12 protein-coding genes and 1 pseudogene are annotated in these 19087 nt (G+C 68.0%); 5 read left to right on the top strand and 8 right to left on the bottom strand.

Going from position 1 to position 19087, the window contains the following annotated elements; translation table 11 throughout:
- Positions 1-48: 48 nt before the first annotated feature.
- Positions 49-5250, bottom strand: a complete 5202-nt coding sequence (locus tag NE235_RS02405; protein WP_252798998.1) for a DEAD/DEAH box helicase — start codon at positions 5248-5250, stop codon at positions 49-51.
- Positions 5251-5991: 741 nt separating this feature from the next.
- Between NE235_RS02405 and NE235_RS02400 the strand changes: the two genes are divergently transcribed.
- Positions 5992-7446 (top strand): hypothetical protein, encoded by a 1455-nt coding sequence (locus NE235_RS02400; RefSeq protein WP_252798997.1) that lies wholly within the window; start codon positions 5992-5994, stop codon positions 7444-7446.
- Between the two features lie 273 nt (positions 7447-7719).
- Positions 7720-10236 carry a DEAD/DEAH box helicase gene (locus tag NE235_RS02395; RefSeq protein ID WP_252798996.1) on the top strand — a complete coding sequence of 839 codons (2517 nt, stop codon included), beginning with the start codon at positions 7720-7722 and terminating at the stop codon, positions 10234-10236.
- A 217-nt stretch (positions 10237-10453) separates the two neighbouring features.
- Here NE235_RS02395 and NE235_RS02390 read toward each other — a convergent pair whose 3' ends face one another.
- The 4 genes and pseudogenes from NE235_RS02390 to NE235_RS02375 all read right to left on the bottom strand — a co-directional run bounded on the left by NE235_RS02390 (position 10454) and on the right by NE235_RS02375 (position 15484).
- Complete coding sequence (locus NE235_RS02390; RefSeq protein WP_252798995.1) at positions 10454-11122, bottom strand: RloB family protein; 669 nt, start codon at positions 11120-11122, stop codon at positions 10454-10456.
- A gap of 119 nt (positions 11123-11241) precedes the next feature.
- A complete protein-coding gene (locus tag NE235_RS02385) occupies positions 11242-12513 on the bottom strand; it encodes an AAA family ATPase (protein WP_252798994.1) in 1272 nt (423 codons plus the stop codon).
- A gap of 247 nt (positions 12514-12760) precedes the next feature.
- Positions 12761-14386, bottom strand: coding sequence for a restriction endonuclease (locus tag NE235_RS02380; RefSeq protein WP_252798993.1), 1626 nt, complete (start codon positions 14384-14386; stop codon positions 12761-12763).
- A 193-nt stretch (positions 14387-14579) separates the two neighbouring features.
- Positions 14580-15484, bottom strand: a pseudogene (locus NE235_RS02375) (helix-turn-helix transcriptional regulator).
- A gap of 183 nt (positions 15485-15667) precedes the next feature.
- Here NE235_RS02375 and NE235_RS02370 point away from each other — a divergent pair.
- Positions 15668-15982, top strand: a complete 315-nt coding sequence (locus NE235_RS02370) for an SDR family NAD(P)-dependent oxidoreductase (RefSeq protein ID WP_252798992.1) — start codon at positions 15668-15670, stop codon at positions 15980-15982.
- A complete protein-coding gene (locus tag NE235_RS02365; RefSeq protein WP_252798991.1) occupies positions 15901-16620 on the top strand; it encodes an SDR family NAD(P)-dependent oxidoreductase in 720 nt (239 codons plus the stop codon). Before NE235_RS02370 ends, NE235_RS02365 begins: the two co-directional genes overlap by 82 nt.
- Positions 16621-16662: 42 nt before the next feature.
- Here NE235_RS02365 and NE235_RS02360 read toward each other — a convergent pair whose 3' ends face one another.
- The gene (locus tag NE235_RS02360) at positions 16663-17025 is read right to left on the bottom strand and encodes a beta/gamma crystallin domain-containing protein (protein WP_252798990.1); all 363 of its coding nucleotides are present in this window, start codon (positions 17023-17025) and stop codon (positions 16663-16665) included.
- Positions 17026-17282: 257 nt separating this feature from the next.
- Positions 17283-17432, bottom strand: coding sequence for a hypothetical protein (locus tag NE235_RS02355; RefSeq protein WP_252798989.1), 150 nt, complete (start codon positions 17430-17432; stop codon positions 17283-17285).
- A 22-nt stretch (positions 17433-17454) separates the two neighbouring features.
- Between NE235_RS02355 and NE235_RS02350 the strand changes: the two genes are divergently transcribed.
- Complete coding sequence (locus tag NE235_RS02350; protein ID WP_252798988.1) at positions 17455-17694, top strand: hypothetical protein; 240 nt, start codon at positions 17455-17457, stop codon at positions 17692-17694.
- A 100-nt stretch (positions 17695-17794) separates the two neighbouring features.
- Here NE235_RS02350 and NE235_RS02345 read toward each other — a convergent pair whose 3' ends face one another.
- Positions 17795-18172 (bottom strand): beta/gamma crystallin domain-containing protein, encoded by a 378-nt coding sequence (locus tag NE235_RS02345; RefSeq protein ID WP_252798987.1) that lies wholly within the window; start codon positions 18170-18172, stop codon positions 17795-17797.
- Between the last annotated feature and the right edge of the window lie 915 nt (positions 18173-19087).

The following is a 19087-nucleotide window of genomic DNA, read 5'->3' as shown; positions in this document are numbered from 1 at the left end:
GCGTTCGTGCTCATGAAGTGACGTGTCCTCTCGGGGGGTCGCCAGGGCTCAGTTCTCGCCGGGCCCGAAGATGCTGCGGTTCTCCTGGACGACGCGGTTCCAGTCGTCGTCATGGCGGAAGCGGATGACGTGCCAGCCCGCGTCGATCAGCCGCTCCTCGGCCTCCGCGTCACGGACGCTCACCGTGCCGGTGTGGGCCGGGCCGTCGACGAAGACCGCGACCTTGGCCCCGGGAAGCCGGTAGACGTAGTCGGGCTGGGCAAGGGCCTCGGTGACCAGCACCTGCTGCTCGGTGGGCAGCCGGTAGCCGCGCCCGCTCAGCCAGGTGATCAGCTCGCCCTCCAGGCTGCTGCCGGCCTTCTCGATCAGCTCCTCGGTGCCCTCCTTGCGCCGGACACGGCCCGCCGCCAGGCGAAGCAGCAGGTCGCGGACCGTACGCCGGTCGATCAGGTGGTGGACGCCCTGGTTATTGAAGGACAGCAGGCAGTCGTAGCAGCCGCGCTCGCAGCGGGTGCGGATGAGCGGGCCGCCGAGGTCCGCGCCGGTGTCGGGGTCGAAGTGCGCGATGCGCAGGGCCTCCCGCGCGACCCGCGCCAGCTCCCCCGGCTCGGCCTGGAGACGCCGCAGCACGCCCGCGCCGCCCTCGGCGCTCTCGATGAACAGCATGCGCATCCGGTCGGGACCGGCGTCGGGCGGCAGCGGCTCGCTGTTCAGCTCCGAGTCCTCAAGCTGGAACACCGCCTCGATGCCGCGTTCCAGCGCGTACTGCAGCGACGTCGCGACCTCCACCGGGACCGGCTCGGCGAGGGTCAGCACCAGGATGTTGCGGCGGTCCTCGACGTACGGGATGACGCGCTGGCGTCGTACGGTGTCCTCGGTCTCGCCGTCGGCCAGGCCGGTCTCCTCGTCGGTGATCTCGGTGCCCGGCGTCGGCTTCTTTGGATCGCGCGACGGGAGCCAGCGGCCGTTGACCGTGTCCAGCCAGAAACCCGTCTCAGAGTTGCGGCCCCGGCGGTATCCAAGGTTGGCGACGCGGACCGTGGCGCTGTCGCCGTAGCTGAGCTCGGCGACCCGGCCATCCCCGTCGGCCGCGACGGCGTCCAGGCGTCCCTTCCGCCGGCCGTGGTCCTGGAAGCGGTAGGACGTCTCCAGGTCGAACCCGGCCCGGCGGCGCTCCTCCTCGTCGGAGCTGATGCGCTCACGCCGCTCGGTGAAGACGGTGTGCAACTGCATCAACCCGCTGACCGCCGTGGGCAGCGGCATGTCGCACATCTCGCAGCGGTCGGTGCCGACGACGGGCGTGTGGTGGTAACCGCAGTTGCCGCACCGGCGTGCCTCGCCCGTCGCGACCTCGCCGCTGGCCTCGGTCGGCACCTGCACGCGCCGGACCTGGAACGTACTGCCCTCGTGGTAGATCAACGCGCCGGGGCCGAACTCCCGGATCGCGATGAAGCGGGAACGCTGCAGGTAGTCGCCGTCCCGGTCGGCCTTCAGGCCGCCGCGCCCGGGGATGTACGCGGCGAGCGGCAGCCTCGGGAACGAGTAGCCGGGCAGGAAGCCCTCGGAGGCGAGATACCGGTACGGGTTGAAGTCCGAGAGGATCTCGCCGTCCTGCTCGTTGCGCAGCAACCGGAGCTGGGTCTCGGCCTCCGCGCGGCGGCGCTTGGCGCGGTTCCGGGCCTCCGTCGTCAGGGTGTAGTCGTCGGCGCGCACGTGCTGGGTCTCGCGCTCGGTCTTTGCCTTGCGGTAAAGGTCACGCCACCGCTCACAGGCGGACTTGAATTCACCGGGGGCCGACCGTACGACCCGTTCCAGCCACTCGTCGTCCCACCAGGAGGTCTCCTTGGCGAGCGTCTCCTTCAGGCCGGCGAGCATCCGCTGCGCGCGGGCCAGGGCGCGGTCCTGGGCCTGCGGAGCGCGGAGCTGGTCCCAGACGTGGTCGTGCAGGGGCAGCTCTCGTTCGTCGGACAGGTCGATCAGGTCGGGCATCGCCCGGCCCAGCGGCAGGTCCGTCTCCGCGAGCCAGATGGCGTGGACGTGGGAGCGGATCAGGTCCTCGTTGCTCAGGTCGAGCCGCGGTGGCGCCACCGCCCCGGCCACCATCTCGTCCGAGCGGCGGAAGTAGTACCGGTCGTGGCTGTTGCCGCTGGCGCAGTACGTCGTGACGAGGGCCGCCTGCCCGGACCGGCCGGCCCGGCCGCTGCGCTGGGCGTAGTTCGCGGGCGTCGGCGGGACGTTCCGCATCGTCACGGCGTTGAGGCCGGCGATGTCGACGCCGAGCTCCATCGTCGGCGAGCAGTACAGCAGTGGCAGCTTCGCGGTGCGGAACGCCTGCTCGCGGTCCTGCCGGACCGGGCCGGGCACCTGCGCGGTGTGCTCGCGGGCGAACAATCCGGCGAAGCCCCGCGACCGGCTCCGGTACAGGTTCCGGAAGAACGGGTTCACGCGCGGGCGGTTGTCGGTGCCGTTGAACTGCCAGCGCAGCGGATCCGCCACGCCGTACTCTCCGTCGCCCGCCCGCCAGACGATCGCGGTGGCGTTGATCCGGTAGCCGGGTGCGCCGCCGTCCCGGGGCTGCACGACCTCGGTGACCAGCCCGTGCACGGCCATGGCCGTCAGCAGGTCCGAGATGATCCGCTGCGCGTCGTCGGTGTCGACCCGGTCGGTCCAGGCGGGGAAGCGCCCCGGCCGGCGCAGGTGGCGGCCGAACCTGCTGCGGCCCGACAGGTTCAGCTCACTGCGGCTGCCGCCGGCCCGGCCGGACCGGGCGAACGCCGTGCCGACCGGCGCCATCTTCTCCCGCTCGGCGAGCGCCCACGGGTCCTTCAACTGCCGCGACAGCCGGCTCATCTCCTCGAAGCCCAGGTCGGTGAGGCAGTCGACGTCGATGGCCAGAACGCGCCGCATCTCGTCGAGCAGGATCCGCATCAGCTCCGCGCGCAGCTCGGGATCGGCGGTGCGCAGCGGACCGTACGTGCCGTCCCACACGTTCTCGCGCGCGGCCAGTTCGTCGAGGTCGGCGTAGTCGATGCGGATCAGGCCGGTCTGCTCCAGGTTGGGCATGGTGACCCGCCAGCCGCGCTCCAGGTCGACGTACAGCCGGTACGTGACGACGTCGCGCAGCGCCTTGCCCGTACGCCTGCGCTGGGTCGTCAGCTCATCGGCGTTGGCCGCGTAGTCGGCGTGGGTGAGGTCGAGCTGGGCCGTCACCGCCTGGGCGACGGTCTCGTGGTACAGGCCCTCGTCCCCGGCCTCGACGGCGGCTCGGTAGAGCGCGCCGCGCAACTGGGCGACCTGGGCGAAGTCGTTGAAGTGACCGGCCTGGAGGCTCGCGTCCTGCCGGTTGTCGACGAAGGTCAGCAGCTTGCGGGCGTTCTCGCTCAACTCCTCCGGCGGCATCTCCTGGAGGCTGCGGACGACGCTGCCGCTCAGCACCGACACGGCCGAGCTGCGCCCCTCCTGGTCCAGCCGGGCCAGCTTGCCGAAGTCGTTGCCGCGCATCTGGTCGTACGCGACACCGCAGCTCAGGCAGAACCCGAACGGCGTCGGGACGAACGCCGCCCGTACGCCGCCGGTGCCGCCGAGGTCGCGGTCGAGGATCGTCCCGTCGGGCAGGACGTTCAGGACCTGCGGCACGTACTTGCGCCGGGAGGGGATGACCTCGGGGTTCCCGCCGGAGTCGGCGGTGAGCCAGGAGTCGGGTAGCCGCTGCTCGGACAGGGCCTGGGCCAGGCTGTCCGGCCACGGCGCGGCCTCGGAGATGTAGAGGTACCCGGCCTCGCCGTCCTCGTCGCGGCGATGCCGGATGCGTGGGCGGCCACCGCTGTCGTCCCGCGCGACCGACAGGTACTCCTGGCCGCACTGGCGGCAGAAGGCCAGCGGGAGCAGTAGCTTCTCCGGCTCGCCCGGGACCCAGAGCTGGTAGTCGCGGGTGATGTGGCGGGTGTCCTCGGGTTCGAGTGAGACGTAGACCGTCTCCCCCTTGGACAGGAACTGGTGCAGCCGGAAGGCGAACAGCGCGCGGTTCGTCTGAGGATGCAGGGCCTCGGCGCCCGCCCGGAGCGTCGTCTTGATCGCCTCGGCGCAGTCGCCTTCGTCCCGTGCGGTGAGCGCCGCGAGCTCGGCGGCGGCCCGCCGGATGGTGGTCGGGCGGCGGCGGATCAGCCGGCCGGTGCCCTTCTCGGTGTCCAGGCCGAACGTCGACTCGATCCACCGGGCGAGGGGGTCGCGGGTCAGCTCGTCGTACGTCGCCTTCGACGTCGGCTCGGCGACCTTGGCCGCCAGCTCGCCCGGGTCGTGCCGGCCGTCCTCCGTGGCCCGCCGCAGCGTCTCGCCGATGATCCGGTCCGGCTCGATCGGGACGCCGAACACCTTGCTCGCGACATCGGCGACCTCGCGCCGCTGATCCTCCGTGCTGCCGCCGCTGGCCATGGTCGCGGACGTGCCGACGCACTGCAGGTCCGGGGCCTCGCAGGCATCGCGGACCCGGCGCACCAGCATCGCCACGTCGGCGCCCTGCCGGCCGCGGTAGGTGTGCAGTTCGTCGAGCACGAGGAAGCGCAGGCCCGCCGCGGCCCGGATCAGGCCCTGCCGCTCGCGCGGACGCGTCAGCATCAGCTCGAGCATCATGTAGTTGGTCAGGAGGATGTCCGGCGGGTCATCCAGGATGTCGCGGCGCTCGGCCTCCGTCTCCTGCCCGGTGTACCGGGCGAACCGTACGGGCTCCCGGCCCGGCCCATAGCCGTGGCGGAGGTACTTCGCCAGCTCCTCCCGCTGGCTGTTGGCCAGCGCGTTCATCGGATAGACGATGATCGCCTTGACGCCGCCGCGGATGCCCTGGTCGCGCTCGCGCAGCACCCGGTCGACGATGGGGACGACGTAGGCGAGCGACTTACCCGATCCGGTCCCGGTCGTCAAGACGTAGCTCTCCCGCGTACGGGCGGCCTCGATCGCGTCGCGTTGATGCCGGTACAGCTCCATCGGCTCGCCGTCGAGGGAGTCCTCGGGCTTGTCCCTCCGGAAGATGCGCTCACATTCCGGATGCAGCACGCCCGTCTTGACGAGGTCCGCGACCGTGCCGCCGCTCGCGAAGCTCGGGTTGAGGGACAGCCAGGGGTCGGGCCACTGCTCACCGTCGTCGAGACCCTCCCGCACCTTGGCGGCGATCGTCTCGTCCCTGACGCTGACGGCACCTGAGGTAAACGCTCGGTAGTCGTCGATGAGCTGCCCATGCACCCGAAAGACGTCCACGCACTCCCCTTCGCACCCCGCGCACCCCTGCGGCCCTCCGAGACGCCCCCGGCATCCCCGTCCGCAACCACTCCGTCACGCAAGTTACCGATAAGGCAGAGAATCGCCAATAGTTAGCGCCCGAATCGTTACTGTGCAGCACTATCGGTCGATAGGCCTATATAGCAGGTCAAGAACGGGGAGACCACGGCAAAGACGAACAAGAAATCCAGTTCCGAGAACCTGGCCTCGACTGGCCTGACCAGGGCGGATGACCTCACTCCACCTCGACGAGAGACACGACGGCCCAGGTTTGTCGCCTATAGAACAACGGCACCCAAATAGGCTTCTAAACAACGATACCGTCAGCACTTGGCGGAGGATGCGCACGTTCCAATCTTCGAGTGGCCGCTAGAGGGCACGATACGGCGGCACCTGTCGTCGCATCCTCGCTGCGAGCCGCCTTCAGCCCGGGAACCGAGCCACCCGCGCATCACGACACGCCCGGCCCGGCCGCGACAAGACCCGCACGCAACGCCGCGATCGACAGAGACCCCTCGAAGCTCACGGTCCCGAGCGTCATCCGAAACTCAGAAGCCGGCCAGAGGACGATCCTCCGAACCGCGACGACATGCGAGCGACGCCCATCCAGGCATGACAGCTTCAGACCGCGCCCACGGGAGGGTATGCAGGTTCTGACTTGTTGGTGAAGACACCCCCTCGTACGCTCACTAGAGCCCAAGCTGCGGCCCAGGGGGGACCATGTCGTTCGAGCACATACTTCAAAGTTTCGCTAAGGAAGCCCTGCTCAACGTCATAACCTCCACGGAACTCGCCTCCAAAGTCGACGAAAAAGCTGAAGAGCTGAGCAAAAAGAATCCTGCATACCTATACCGAAAACAACCAAGCCCAGTACAAATATCTTTTCCGGCGGGCCTGCTCACGAACTCAGCCTCTGTGCTACACGAGCTAGGACTGGCAACCACCTTCTTCACCCGCTCCCCGTTCGCCGACATCGCCCACCACTGGGCGAATGTGCGCTACTGCGGGACACTCACGGCAACTAGAAAAGGAATGCTCGCCCTCTCTCGCGACGGAAACGAAAGAGTGGTTCACCACCACAAGACCGCCCAGTCCGAGCATCTCGGCATAGGCCTCGCCTTGATCGTTGCGAAGGAGGTCCTACGGCGGACGGATAAGGGCTGGGAGTTCACCGCCGTAGATGCCGATGTTGCCCTGAAAGCCGGATCCATCGACGGCGTGGGACCCGTCCGACAGCTAGAAGCCACGAAGAACAGGCCAGATTATTTCCTCATCGGGCGCCGCCGCGACGGCCGCTCCCAGCAGATGAAAGTAGTCGTGCTGGAATGCAAAGGGACCCATGAGAAGCACGACCGCGTCCTCCGGCAGCTCGCAAAGGCTTGCGTGCAGCTGCAAACAGTGGAGGTCGGCAATGGGGTTCCACCAGGACTCATGATCGCTTCTTCGCTCTCGCCGGAGGGAATCACTGCACACGTCCTTGACCCTCCAGGCGACGAGAACGTTTGGTCGGGGTCACAAGAACAACTCGACGAACTGCTAGCCGAGGACCCCGGCGAATCAATTCTTCAGATCCGAGAGGTAACTTCAGGCCAGGCGATGGATGTAGAACAGAGAGCGGACGTCGATCGCAAACACGCGCTGATAGAGCACGAAGGTCTGTCCGTGATCGCTTCAGAGACGAGCGCCGACGACGATTTTCGTGGGCCGATAGAAGTCGTCCACATACCAGAGGAGCGGCGTACCTGGTTCATGCGCGTTCTTGCGAGAACAGCGGCGGCGTCGGCACTGCTTTTCGCGGGCGATAAAAGCGTGGCGACCGGATATACGACCAGACGCCAGCGCGGCGCCCCAAGCCCGGACGAACTCCCCTACGAAGGGCTCGTCTACGATGGATCAGCGAGCACCCCCCACGCACATCACAGACTCCTGGACACGAATTTCACCGGGGCAGAATATGTGATGCCACTTCCTGACGGCAGACGGCTGGAGGTCTTCCGGGGTCTCGAGACACAGCTATACGACCTACTGGCCGACGGAAAGGTCGGACCCTATTACCGGAAAGCCAGTAGCAAACATAAGGAGTGGCTCGGCCGAAGTAGAAGGTCTCGCGGGAGCCAAAATGACGTTCTGTCTATGCAGCCCAACGGCACAGTGCTCAGGATGCGCATCGTCTGACAATCACCTGCGAGCCAGCCTGGGAGATCTGCTGTCACCGGACGGCTGCCACTCGGCCGAGTTAACCACCGCCCTTCTTCCGTACGATCACTCAGGCTGAACCGTCGACCATCTCTGTGGCGAGGCATGAATAAAACAGAGCGCGAGCAGATTCGTCACCTCGTAGCGGATTTCCGGCGATGGAGCCAACAGGCCACGGACGTACGGTCCTGGCGCCAGGCGATCTCGGACATCGCTGACGACGCCGAGCGAAATCTGTATGCCCGCAGCCTTATGATCGACCGGGCGGGCGAGGCCGCCTGGCGGGTCGTTCCGCTCGGCAAGGATGACACCGACATCGTCCGGCACCTCCGGAAACGCGCCGGCCTGCCGATGACAACATCCGACGACCAGGCCCTGCTCCGGCTGCTCACCGAAGACGTACCCCGCGCACTCGCCCAGGTGGCCCGCGGACTTGGCGCACGCCGCTTCTTCAGCGGGCCGGTGAAGAAGCAGACGGCCGACGAGGCGGCCGAGTTCCTGCGCCGCAGGCATCCCACTGTCATCGAGGCGGACCCGCCGCGGCGCTTGGAGCGGCTCGGCGTCATCACCGCGTCCGTCGACCGGGCGAGCGCCGGACTCGATGCGCTGCTCGACCCGGCTCTTCACTTCTCTCTCCTCCCAGGGCCGAACGGTCCGAAGCCCGAGCTCCTCGACCGCTCCGCCGTCGACGGCCTGACCAAGGCACTGGACACCATCGACCGAATCCTCGCAGGCGAGGACTCGTATCGCTCGGCTGCGCAGGAGGCGGCGCGGCAGGTCCGGGTCGCCGACGCTCAGCGAATGCTGGCGGAGATGCCGATCGAAAAATTGAGGGCGGCCACGGGTGAACGCCTCCGGCTGGGCCCGCTCACTCAGGCGGGCATCCGTACCGTGCAGGAGGTGCTGGTCTGGGACACCTCCCTACGAAGGCTCCCAGGCGTCGGGGAGACCTCGGCCCGGCGCATGCTCGGAGCCGCGCGGGCGCTCTGGCAGACGGCGTACGACGAGATGTCCGTACGCTTCGACGTCGAGAACCGATATCCGGAGACCACCGAGCTCCTGCGCCGCCTCGCTGAATGGGACGCGTGCCGACAGACCCGTGGCGCGGCGGCCGACCTTGAGCGCGCGACCGAACTCGCGCCGTTGCGTACGGCCATCGGCCGCAAGACGAGTCACCTTCTGGTGATCCCGACGAGGACGCTCCCTGCGGCGGGCCTGCGCGACAGCATCGACATCGTCAAACGGCGCGCCGAACTGCTCGGCACCTCCTCTCCGTCCCGCCGCCGGAGGGATGTCACCGCGGATCCGTGGGAGGACTTCCTCGCCCGGCCCGCCGACTACCTCGCAATGCTCTCCGAGCTCGGCTTCCTCACCGAGGACGAGGACGCGGCGCATGGTGATCTCCCCGAGGACATCATCCAGGCGGTACGCGACCAGGCGCTCAGCGGCGAATACCTGACCGCGTCGCTGCGCGGCTACCAGAGCTTCGCGGCCCGCTTCGCGCTCGTGCAGCGCAAGGTGATCATCGGGGACGAGATGGGCCTCGGTAAGTCCGTGGAGGCGCTCGCCGTACTCGCCCACCTTCGCAGCCGGGGCGAGACGCACTTCCTCGTCGTCTGCCCGGCCGCGGTGGTGACCAACTGGATACGCGAGGTGAGCGACAAGTCCAAACTCCAGGCGCACCGGGTACACGGACCAGAGCGCGAACGGGCGGCCCGGGCCTGGGAGTGCGACGGCGGGGTCGCCGTCACGACGTACGAGACTCTGGGGTGGTGGGAGTCGGCCCTGGCGGAAGTCCGAAACCTGGCGTGTGTCGTGGTCGACGAGGCGCACTACATCAAGAACCCCGAGGCGCAGCGGACGATCAGGACCAACGGCCTCATCGCGCGTTGCAAACGTGTGGTCCTCCTCACCGGCACGCCGATGGAAAATAGAGTCGATGAGTTCCGCAACCTCGCGTCGTACATCCGTCCCGACCTTGTCCTCGACGCCACGGACCTGTCGCCGAGGAAGTTCCGGCGGCAGATCGCGCCCGCGTACCTGCGCCGCAACCAGGAGGACGTGCTGACCGAGCTCCCCGAGCTCATCGAGGTCGCCGAATGGCTGCCCATGACCAAGCCCGACGCCACCGCCTACCGCGCCGCCGTCGGCGACTCCGAATTCATGCAGATGCGCCAGGCGGCCATGCTGCAGGGACGCGAGTCCGCGAAGGTGCAGCGGCTCATCGAGATCGTCCGCGAGGCGGAGGCGAACGAGCGGCGGGTCATCGTGTTCTCCTACTTCCGGGAGGTCCTGGACCTGGTCGCGCAGTTGCTGCCAGGGCCGGTGTTCGGGCCCCTCACGGGGGCGGTGGCGGCAGGGCGACGGCAGCAGATGGTGGACGACTTTTCCAAGGCGGAGCACGGAGCCGTGTTGGTAGCCCAAATCGTGGCCGGCGGTGTCGGGCTGAACATCCAGTCCGCGTCCGTCGTCGTCATCTGCGAGCCACAGCTCAAACCCACCGCCGAGGCCCAGGCCATCGCCCGCGCGCACCGGATGGGGCAGGTGCACTCGGTGCAGGTCCACCGGCTGCTGTCCGAGGACAGCGTCGACCAGCGGATCGTCGAACTACTCGCCGGGAAGCAGCGGCTGTTCGACGACTTCGCCCGGGTCAGCACCATGGCCGACTCCACCCCCGAAGCCGTCGACCTGTCCGAAGCGGACCTCGTCCACCAGGTCATCGCCGCCGAACGCCAACGCCTCGCCGAACGCGCCGCCGCCGGGGACTGAACCGCACGCCCTCTCGGAGCGGCGAGATGTTCGGGACGGCCACGACCTGCCGGTCTCACGCTCAAGGGGAAGCGGGGTGAAGAACCCATGGCAGGGCGGCCACGACGGACGCGTCGGTCTCCTCAAGCAGCTGACCTGACTACAGGAAGGCGATGGGACGTCCGCCGTGTCGGGGTCTCGTGTCGCGTAGACCATGCCGGAACCGCGTCGACTCTGCTCAACGTGTTGTGGGATGAATGCCAAGTGAGACGAGGAGTCGCCATACGTCCGTGGACGGATCACGAACGAGGAGGGGGCAGTCGGGGGCGTGCCCGGAGCGGGCCGCCCACTGCTGCGGAGATCGAGTCCCGGCATCTCGGTCGACCGGATCGGTGACCGCCCTACCTGGAGCACAGGAACCGTGAGGGCAGGACTTCACCAGGCCGCGGGCCCGCGCGACGGCGTTGTCCTGGTTCCTTTCCAGGGCGTCACGGCGAGCCGCCTCGATGCTCTTGTCGCCTCTCTTGCCGTAGTCCTTGAACGCGGCATCGGTCTGCCGCAGTTTTTCGATGACGAGCTTGCTGCTCCCGCTCTGCGTCCCGCCGAAAGCCTGGAAGTGCAGGAGTAACCACAGGTCGAAGGACGGATGCGAGAAAGCGAGGTCGACGTTGCCGGCGGCAGCGCCCTTGACGGCCTTGAGGATGTCGTGATGTTCGTCGCGGTCGAACAGCGCCCAGGCTTCATCCTCCGCAGCGATCTCGCTTACCGCTTCGACGGTCTCGGAGGGCAGCATTCCGTTCTTGCGGTAGATCGGTTGAATACGAAAAGGCGTGCTGCCGGTATCGCCGTATCGCTCGTTCAGGTACTCCAGGTAGTCGGGCTCGGTCGACTCACCCTCGCAGGCCACGTACACAACGCGTACGCGGCGGGACCGCCCGCCGACTCGACGCACCAGCGGGCGTTCGTCCTCCAGGTGACCGCGTCTTCTGCGCTTGCCTCGCCCGTCGCGCTGCTCGCTCCGCCGGGTCACGCCGTCACCTCGTCTCCACGCCGAGACAGTTCCCGAACGATCTCTCCGGCGGTGACCCGCGGCACTCCGCCGTACCGGCCCCGCAGGTAGCCCCGCTCGATGTTCTCCTCCTTGCGCGGTTTCGCAGCGGTCAGCGGGTACAGCTCCGTTTCGCCGGATCGGTTCTTCACGATGAGCCAGACCTGATCTCGTCCGATCGGGCGGTCGAGGACCGCGTTCCCCAGCAACGTCGCGTCGTGTGTCGTGAAGATCAGCTGTGCTCCGTGCGGGTTCGCGTCCGGGTCCTGGAAGATGCGTACCACCTCGGCCGCCAGCATCGGGTGCAGGCTTGAATCAAGTTCGTCCACGACGAGGACCGACCCTTCGTCGAGCGCGATGAGCATCGGGCCCAGGAACCCGAACCAGGCGTGGGTTCCGAGGGACTCCTCCATGAAGTCCATCGGAACATCGCCGCCGTCAGGGGTACGGTGGCGCAACTCGATCTTCCCGGTCTCGCGCACAACCTGAAAGCCGGTCAGCCCCAGGTCGGCCACCTGCAGCATTCGCACAATGCGCCGCGCGTAGTCGGCCCGCTGGTCGGAATCGGTCATCAACCGCATGGTGAAGTTCGTCCGCACGCTGACGTCCGCGTCAGGTGCGATGAACAGTAGGTTGTTCACGAACCAGCGGTACAGCGTCGACAGCTGCGGATCGTTGAGTGCGGCGCCCGTGGACAGGAACAGGGCGTTCGGCCGCGTGAGCGAGACAAGGTCGTCACGGCGCCCTTTGAAGCCCGTGCCGCGGAAGATGAACTCCCCACCCTCGGATTCCGGCCGGTCCGCCTCACGGTCGAACCACACGTTGCGACGGCCGTGTGGGTACGCGTGGAGCCACTCGGCCTCCACTCGCTCGTCCGACAGCTCGAAGCCGTAGGTATAACGCACCGGCTCAGGCCCCAAGACGAGATCGACTTCGAACAGACTCGTCTCCTCACGAGACGCGGGGTCGAGCTTGAAGGGCGCACGCGGCACCACGTCGGGCACCTTCGCCCAATCCGCGAACGAGTCCAGCACCGCTCGCCGCATGAACCACAGGCTCTTCATCAGATTCGATTTGCCGGAGGCGTTGGCCCCGTACAGGGCGAGCGCGGGAAGCGCCGACACGTCCCTGCCCTTGTAGTGCAGCCCGGTGTCTCGGGCGGTGCCCTCGTTGAACTCGGTAGCGATCAATGCCAGCTCATGCTCACCACGGATCGATCGATGGTTGGCCACGCGGAAACGGAGCAACATCGCCGACCTCCCGACCGTAGGCTACTCCTCTTGGCATGTTAGTCGCGGGTTCATGCACGAATCACGCATGAAAACGCCTGTGACCGACTCCAAATGTCCGCCTACACGCCTTGACGCTCGTCAGCGAGGGACACGTTGGCCGGCTTGAGTCCGCATCCGAAGGGCGGATCGGTCCGGCGGCTGCGCGCTGGGCGGCGGTGAGAATGAGCGAGCGGGCGCTGCCCAGCGATCTCCCGGACGGGAGGTGTCAGCGTCGCTTGGGTGGGGGCTTAGGGAGGCTGATCAGCACGTCGAGGCCAAGGTGTTCCTTGCAGAGGTACTTGATCTCTTCGCACTCCATGATCTGAATGCGACCGTGGCGGGTGGCGAACGCGTGGCCGTCCTTGGTGACCCACGAGGTAGTGATCATGATGCCCTTGGTGGCGTGTTTGTCCTCCATGACGCCGGCCAGCGCTCGTACGGCCTCGACATTGACGGGGCCGCTGTAACGCTTGGCCTGGATGACGCACAGTCCGCCGAAGACCGGGTCCTCATTGACGGCGACGGCGTCGACGCCGTCGTCCTTGGACGCCTGGGTCACCCACGACTTCATGCCCATCGTCTCGAACAGCTGACGGGTGAAGTGCTCGAACTCGTTCGGCTTCATGTCGAGCAGGTCGGGGCGGGAGTCGAGGCCGGCGACGGCGTCCATGCCCTCGACGAACTTGTACTGCGACAGCAGCGCCTCAAAGTCGACGACCGGTCGCACGGCCTCCAGATCGTACGGGTGCTGGGAGATCAGCGCGTTGAGCTTCTTGAGGCAGGCGACCGGGTCCACGTCGGCGAGCACGAAGGTGGAGAACAGGCCCTTTTCCGCACTGACACTGAGCAGACATGGCCTGACGGGTTGACCGGTCGCGGGGTCGGTGGTGGACACGTGCCCGTTGAACGACGCGACCTCGATGATGCCGACCGGGTCGCCGGCAAAGACCTCATGCAGCGTGCGCAGCGCGACCTGAGCGATGAGACGGGCGTACCGGTCCTTGATCTCCTTAACCGATCGCGCGATCTTGTCGATCTCGTCGCGGGTCTGTACGTACTTGTAGTCACGTTCGGCGGGGATGACCGACTGCGGCGGTAGCTCGTACTCCACGACCAGTTCCCGGGGCTCGGGCCGGTAGATGGCACGGGTGCGGTGAGGGAAACCCTCCGGATAAGGCGAACTGTCGAGGACCAGGGTGAAGAATCGCGCGACGGCATCGGAGTCACCGGCGCGCACCTGCCGCTCGAAGTCGTCGATCTCGGCGTTGTGACGGCGGACGGCTTCGGACTCTGTGGCCAGCCACTGGTCATAGGCTCCGCGGCGTTCCTCGAGGAGCCGGAGGCGATCGGCCTCGGCGGCGGCATGCTGGGCACGCTCACGCTCGTACGCCTGGCGGGCTGTGGCCTCCTCACGCTCGTACCGGGCGCGGCCTCCGAACAGGTTCCCCATTGCGCCTGGAGGCCGGGGCGGGACCCACTGCGGTGCAGGTATCGGCCGGTCGAGCCCTCCTGGGTCGAACGGCGGAGGCTGGAACGTGTGTTTCAACGACGCGAAGGAGGTGTCCGGGCGTCGCCAGACGCCGGTGACGAGCACCGAGTCCAGTTCCTCGACTCTGTCTCGAAGATCCGCGGCCATGTCGGCGGCCTCTGCCTTGCGCTCTTCTATGTAGAGCCGCTTCCGTTCCCGCTCATCCTGCGCGGCCTGCCGTGCTGCGGCCCGCCGAGCCTGCTCGCGCTCCCGCTCGGCCTTCTTGGCCGCTTGCGCTGCGGCACGGTACGCCTGCTGCTCCAAGCGCTGCCTACGGGCCCGCTCCCGCTGCAGATCCGCCCATACTCCCCGCCGCTTCGCCATGTGACCCTTCCTGCCCCGTCGGTCTCAAGCTCGCTTCACCAAGGGTTACGAGATGTGACCGTAATCGCGCGAGGTCAGGCGTGCAGCGGCGATTGCTGACCGCTTCCGGTCAGCCGTCAGCCACCTGGTGACCTGGTTCAGAAGTGAACCCACCGGCCCAGAATGCCCCGGTCCGACTCCCGGACCACCCGCACTACGCGAAACCTCGGCGGGCGGACGGAATGGCCGTGTCCTTATTGTCCCGGGCGTCGGCGGTCCAGGCGGACAGGAGGCGGAGGGCCTCCGCTGACGCGGTGCCCGGCTCGGCGGTGTAGACGCCCAGGAGCTGGTCGGGGTCGTCGGTGGCCGCGAGGACGTCGTAGGTCAGGGTCAGGTCGCCGACCACCGGGTGGTGGAAGCGCTTCGTACCGTGCGTGCGGCGGGCCACGTCGTGGCCGGCCCACCAGCGGCGGAAGTCCTGGTCGCGGACGGACAGTTCGCCGACGAGTTCGGCGAGCCGCGGGTCGTGCGGGTGCCGTCCGGCGTACAGGTGCAAGGCGGCGACGCTGCTGCGGGCGACGGTCTCCCAGTCGGCGTACAGGCTGCGGGCGGCCTCGTCGAGGAAGATGAAGCGGGCCATGTTGCGGTCGCGGTACGGCAGGGCGTCGAAGTCGGTCGGAGTGCCCGGGCCATGTGGTTGGCGGCCAGGACGTCGGTGCGGTGGCCGACCACGAGCGCCGGGGTGTCGCCCATCGTCTCCAGGATCCGGTGGACGCTGGGCCGTACCCGCTGCGGCGGCTGCGGCCGGGGCCGGCCTCGTATGGGGCGGGCGAGGGCGTGCAGGTGGGAGCGCTCGTCGTCGGTGAGGTGCAGGGCGCGGGCGATGGCGTCCAGGACGGCCTCGGAGACGTTGACGTCGCGGCCGCGTTCAAGGCGGATGTAGTAGTCGGCGCTCACGCCGGCGAGCTGCGCGACCTCCTCGCGGCGCAACCCGGGCACGCGCCGGACCGTGGGCACGGGGGTCAGGCCGGCGTCCTCCGGCGTCACCCGCCCGCGGCGCGTACGCAGGAACTCTCCCAGCTCGGAGCGGTCGCGTCGTGCGGAAGCGCGCACGTCCATGCCGTCCACCGTACGTGCGCGGCGGTGGTGGATCCGGCGTCAGAGGGGTACTGCCGGGCCCCCGGTGGAGCGGGGCCCGTCGTGACGCCCGGCGGCCTCGGTCCGGCTGCTTCGCTGGAGAGGACGGCACTCACCGCCCGGCGCGCGACCGCCGCCGGGCGGCGGCGACAGGAGGGCATTCTCATGGCGGCACGGATCACCACTCCGTTCGGCGCGCGGACCACGGCGGCGGAGGTCGTCGCGGGCGTCGATCTCACCGGGCGGCGGGCGATCGTCACCGGGGCCTCGTCGGGCATCGGGGCGGAGACCGCGCGGGTGCTCGCCGGTGCCGGTGCCGAGGTCACCCTCGCCGTACGGGACGTCGCGGCGGGAGAACGGGTCGCCGCCGGCATCACGGCCGCGCGGGCGGCGTACGGGTGGCGCGGCTCGACCTGGCCGATCGGGCGTCGGTCGCGGCGTTCGTCGCCACGTGGGACGGGCCGCTGCACATCCTCGTGAACAACGCGGGGGTGATGGCCGCGCCGGAGAGGCGGACGGCGGAGGGGTGGGAGTCGCAGTTCGCAGTGAACCACCTCGGTCACTTCGCGCTCACCACCGGCCTGCACGGCGCGCTCGCGAAGGCGGGTGGCACCCGGGTCGTCGTCGTCAGCTCGGTCGGGCACGTCAACGGTGAGGTGCTGTTCGACGACGTCAACTTCGAGCACCACCCGTACGACCCGTGGGCCGCCTACAGCCAGTCGAAGACGGCGAACGTCCTGTTCGCCGTCGAGGCCGCCCGCCGGTGGGCCGCGGACGGCATCGCCGTGAACGCCCTCAACCCCGGGCGCATCGCCGCCACGAACCTCGCCCGGCACATCGGGGAGCCGGCGAACGCCCCGGCCTCGTTCGAACCCGGGCGGAGCAGCGGAGTGTCGGTGAAGAACATCGCACAGGGTGCCGCGACCTCTGTGCTGCTCGCCGCCTCGCCCCTGGTGGAGGGCGTCACCGGGAGGTACTTCGAGGACTGTCAGGAGGCCGGGCCCCACCGGCCGGGCGTACGGCGGGGCGTCGCGGACCACGCACTGGATTCGTCCAAGGCCGCCCGGTTGTGGCGGCTCTCGCTCGACCTGAGCACCGCCGCCGAGCGGCGCTCCTGACCGGTCCCGGCGTCCGCGCTCCTGCCATGCTCACACACTTCACTAATAGAGAATCTCTATGATTCGTGAGTGGAATGGGCGGTTGGGGTAGTTCATGATGGTGTATTTCGAGATGGAGATCGTTTCTCCGTTCTCGTCGCGAAACCGCACGTTGTTATTGCCGGTGGACACCGTGTCGACCCAGACGGCGCCGCCGCCGGGGGCTAGGTCCATCATTCCCGCATTCGCGAAGCACGACTCGCCTGGTCCCGAACTGGCGTGCCACCAGACGTGGACAAACTCAGAAGAGTCGCATGTTACCCGGTTGATCGCGAAAGCTTGTCCTGGGATGAGGGACAGGAACAGTGCGGCTGCTCCGGCGGTGATGCCGAAACGTTTGATCGACTTTCGACTGACGGAGAACACTCGACCACCTCAACTCGTAGTGGATCAGCCTGTCAGGGACGCTACCGTCACCGCAGGCCGTCGACATATCGGCAACGTTGCCTATTCCGCCAAATCGGTAATCAGCCTGCCGCCGGCGTGTCGGCGGGCGGGGACGAGCGGTGCCGGGGCGTGGTCGACGCGCCGCCACCCGGCGAAAGAAGGCCCTCTCTCGGGCACTACTTGTCCTCCGAACGGGGGTCATGCGTCACGCCCCTTGCCGCGGCGGGGCATCCCGTTCAGCCCCTGACGTTCACATCCCGGGCGTCGGCGGTCCAGGCGGACAGAAGGCGGAAGGCCGCCGCCGAAGGGGTGCCCGGCTCGGCGCTGTAGACGCCCAGGAGCTGGTCGGGGTCGTCGGTGGCCGCGAGGACCTCGTAGGTCAGCATCAGGTCGATCGACCACCGGGTGGTGAAAGCACTTCATACCGTGCGCGCGGCGGGCCACGTCGTGGTCGGTGAGGTGCTGCTCGCCGCCTCGCCCCTAGTGGAGGGCGTCACCGGAAGGTACTTCGAGGACTGTCAGGAGGCCGAGCCCCACCGGCCGGGCGTACGGCGGGGCGTCGCGGACCACGCACTGGATTCGTCCAAGGCCGCCCGGTTGTGGCGGCTCTCGCTCGACCTGAGCGCCGCCGCCGAGCGGCCATCCTGACCGGTCCCTGCGGCCGCGCTCCTGCCATGCTCACACACTCCGAGCACGGCGATGGCGGGTGAGAGTCGCGGAGATCACCGAATCGGAGCAGGATTAAGATCTATCCCCAAATCGGAACAGGGTTGATATGTATCTGCCGTGTGTGGAATGGGTGGTTGGGGTAGGTCACGATGGTGTAATCCGGGACGTGAACCCAATCACCATTCTCGTCGGGGAACAACACGTCGTTATTGCCACTGGACACCTTGTCGACCCAGACGGCGCCGCCGCCGGCTATATCCATTATTCCCCCATTCGCGAAGCAAGACTCGGCGCTGGTCACCAATCCGGCGTGCCACCAGACGTGGACGAAATCATCACGATCGCATGGTACCTGGTTGATCGCGAAAGCTTGTCCTGGGATGAGGGACAGGAACAGTGCGGCTGCTCCGGCGGTGATGCCGAAACGTTTGATCGACTTTCGACTGACGGAGAACACTCGACCACCTCAACTCGTAGTGAATCAGCCTGTCAGGGACGCTACCGTCACCGCAGGCCGTCGACATATCGGCAACGTTGCCTATTCCGCCGCATCGGTAATCAGTCTGCCGCCGGCGTGTCGGCGGGCGGGGACGAGCGGTGCCGGGGCGTGGTCGACGCGCCGCCACCCGGCGGAAGAAGGCCCTTGGCGCTCGACCTGTTCGGCGGGAACTCTGGGTCGTGGGCTCAGCGAGGGAACATCGGACAGACCTACGGTGCCGCCGCACTGCTGTCCGCCCTGACCCTGATCGGAGTCGGTGTGTCACTCGTGCTGCAAGGTGGTCGAGGACGAGGCCGATGGGAGCCGGACGGTGTGGGTGCGCACCAGCGATCCGGCGGCGGCGCTGTGCCCGGGATCCGGGGCGCTCTCCGGCGTGAAGGAGCAGATCACGACCACGCCGACCGATGTGGATCAGGGCACCGGCGGACCTGCCCGGATCCGGCGTGCGAGGTGGGGTCGTTCACCGAATCGCTGCCGCAGTTTCCGCCGCGGTGCCGGCCGACCACCCGGTTGCGGGAGTGGTGTGGCGGCCTGGTGGCCGAGGGCGGGCTGACACCGTCGCAGTCCGTCGAGCTGACCGGAGTGTCGTCGCCGACCGTACACGACGCCTTCGCCGACCACGCCGACCCGCTGCTGGAACGCCCGCCCGCTCCGGTGGAGCTACCTGGGCATCGCCGAACACCGCCGGGGCCGTCCCCGCTGGGTGAAGGACCCCGAGACCGGGACGTATCAGCTGGTCAAGGATCGATGGCACGTGCTTTGCCGACTTGTCAGGGGACCAAGGGCTGATCGGGCAGATCGAGGGCCGCACCGCCGACGACACCTCCTACTGGCTCGCCCTGGCCACCCCCGCCTCCCGCAACGCGGTGAAGG

Origin of the sequence: Actinoallomurus spadix (assembly GCF_024055725.1) — a bacterium.
GTDB lineage: Bacteria > Actinomycetota > Actinomycetes > Streptosporangiales > Streptosporangiaceae > Actinoallomurus > Actinoallomurus spadix.
This window is presented reverse-complemented; position numbering and strand designations above follow the sequence as displayed.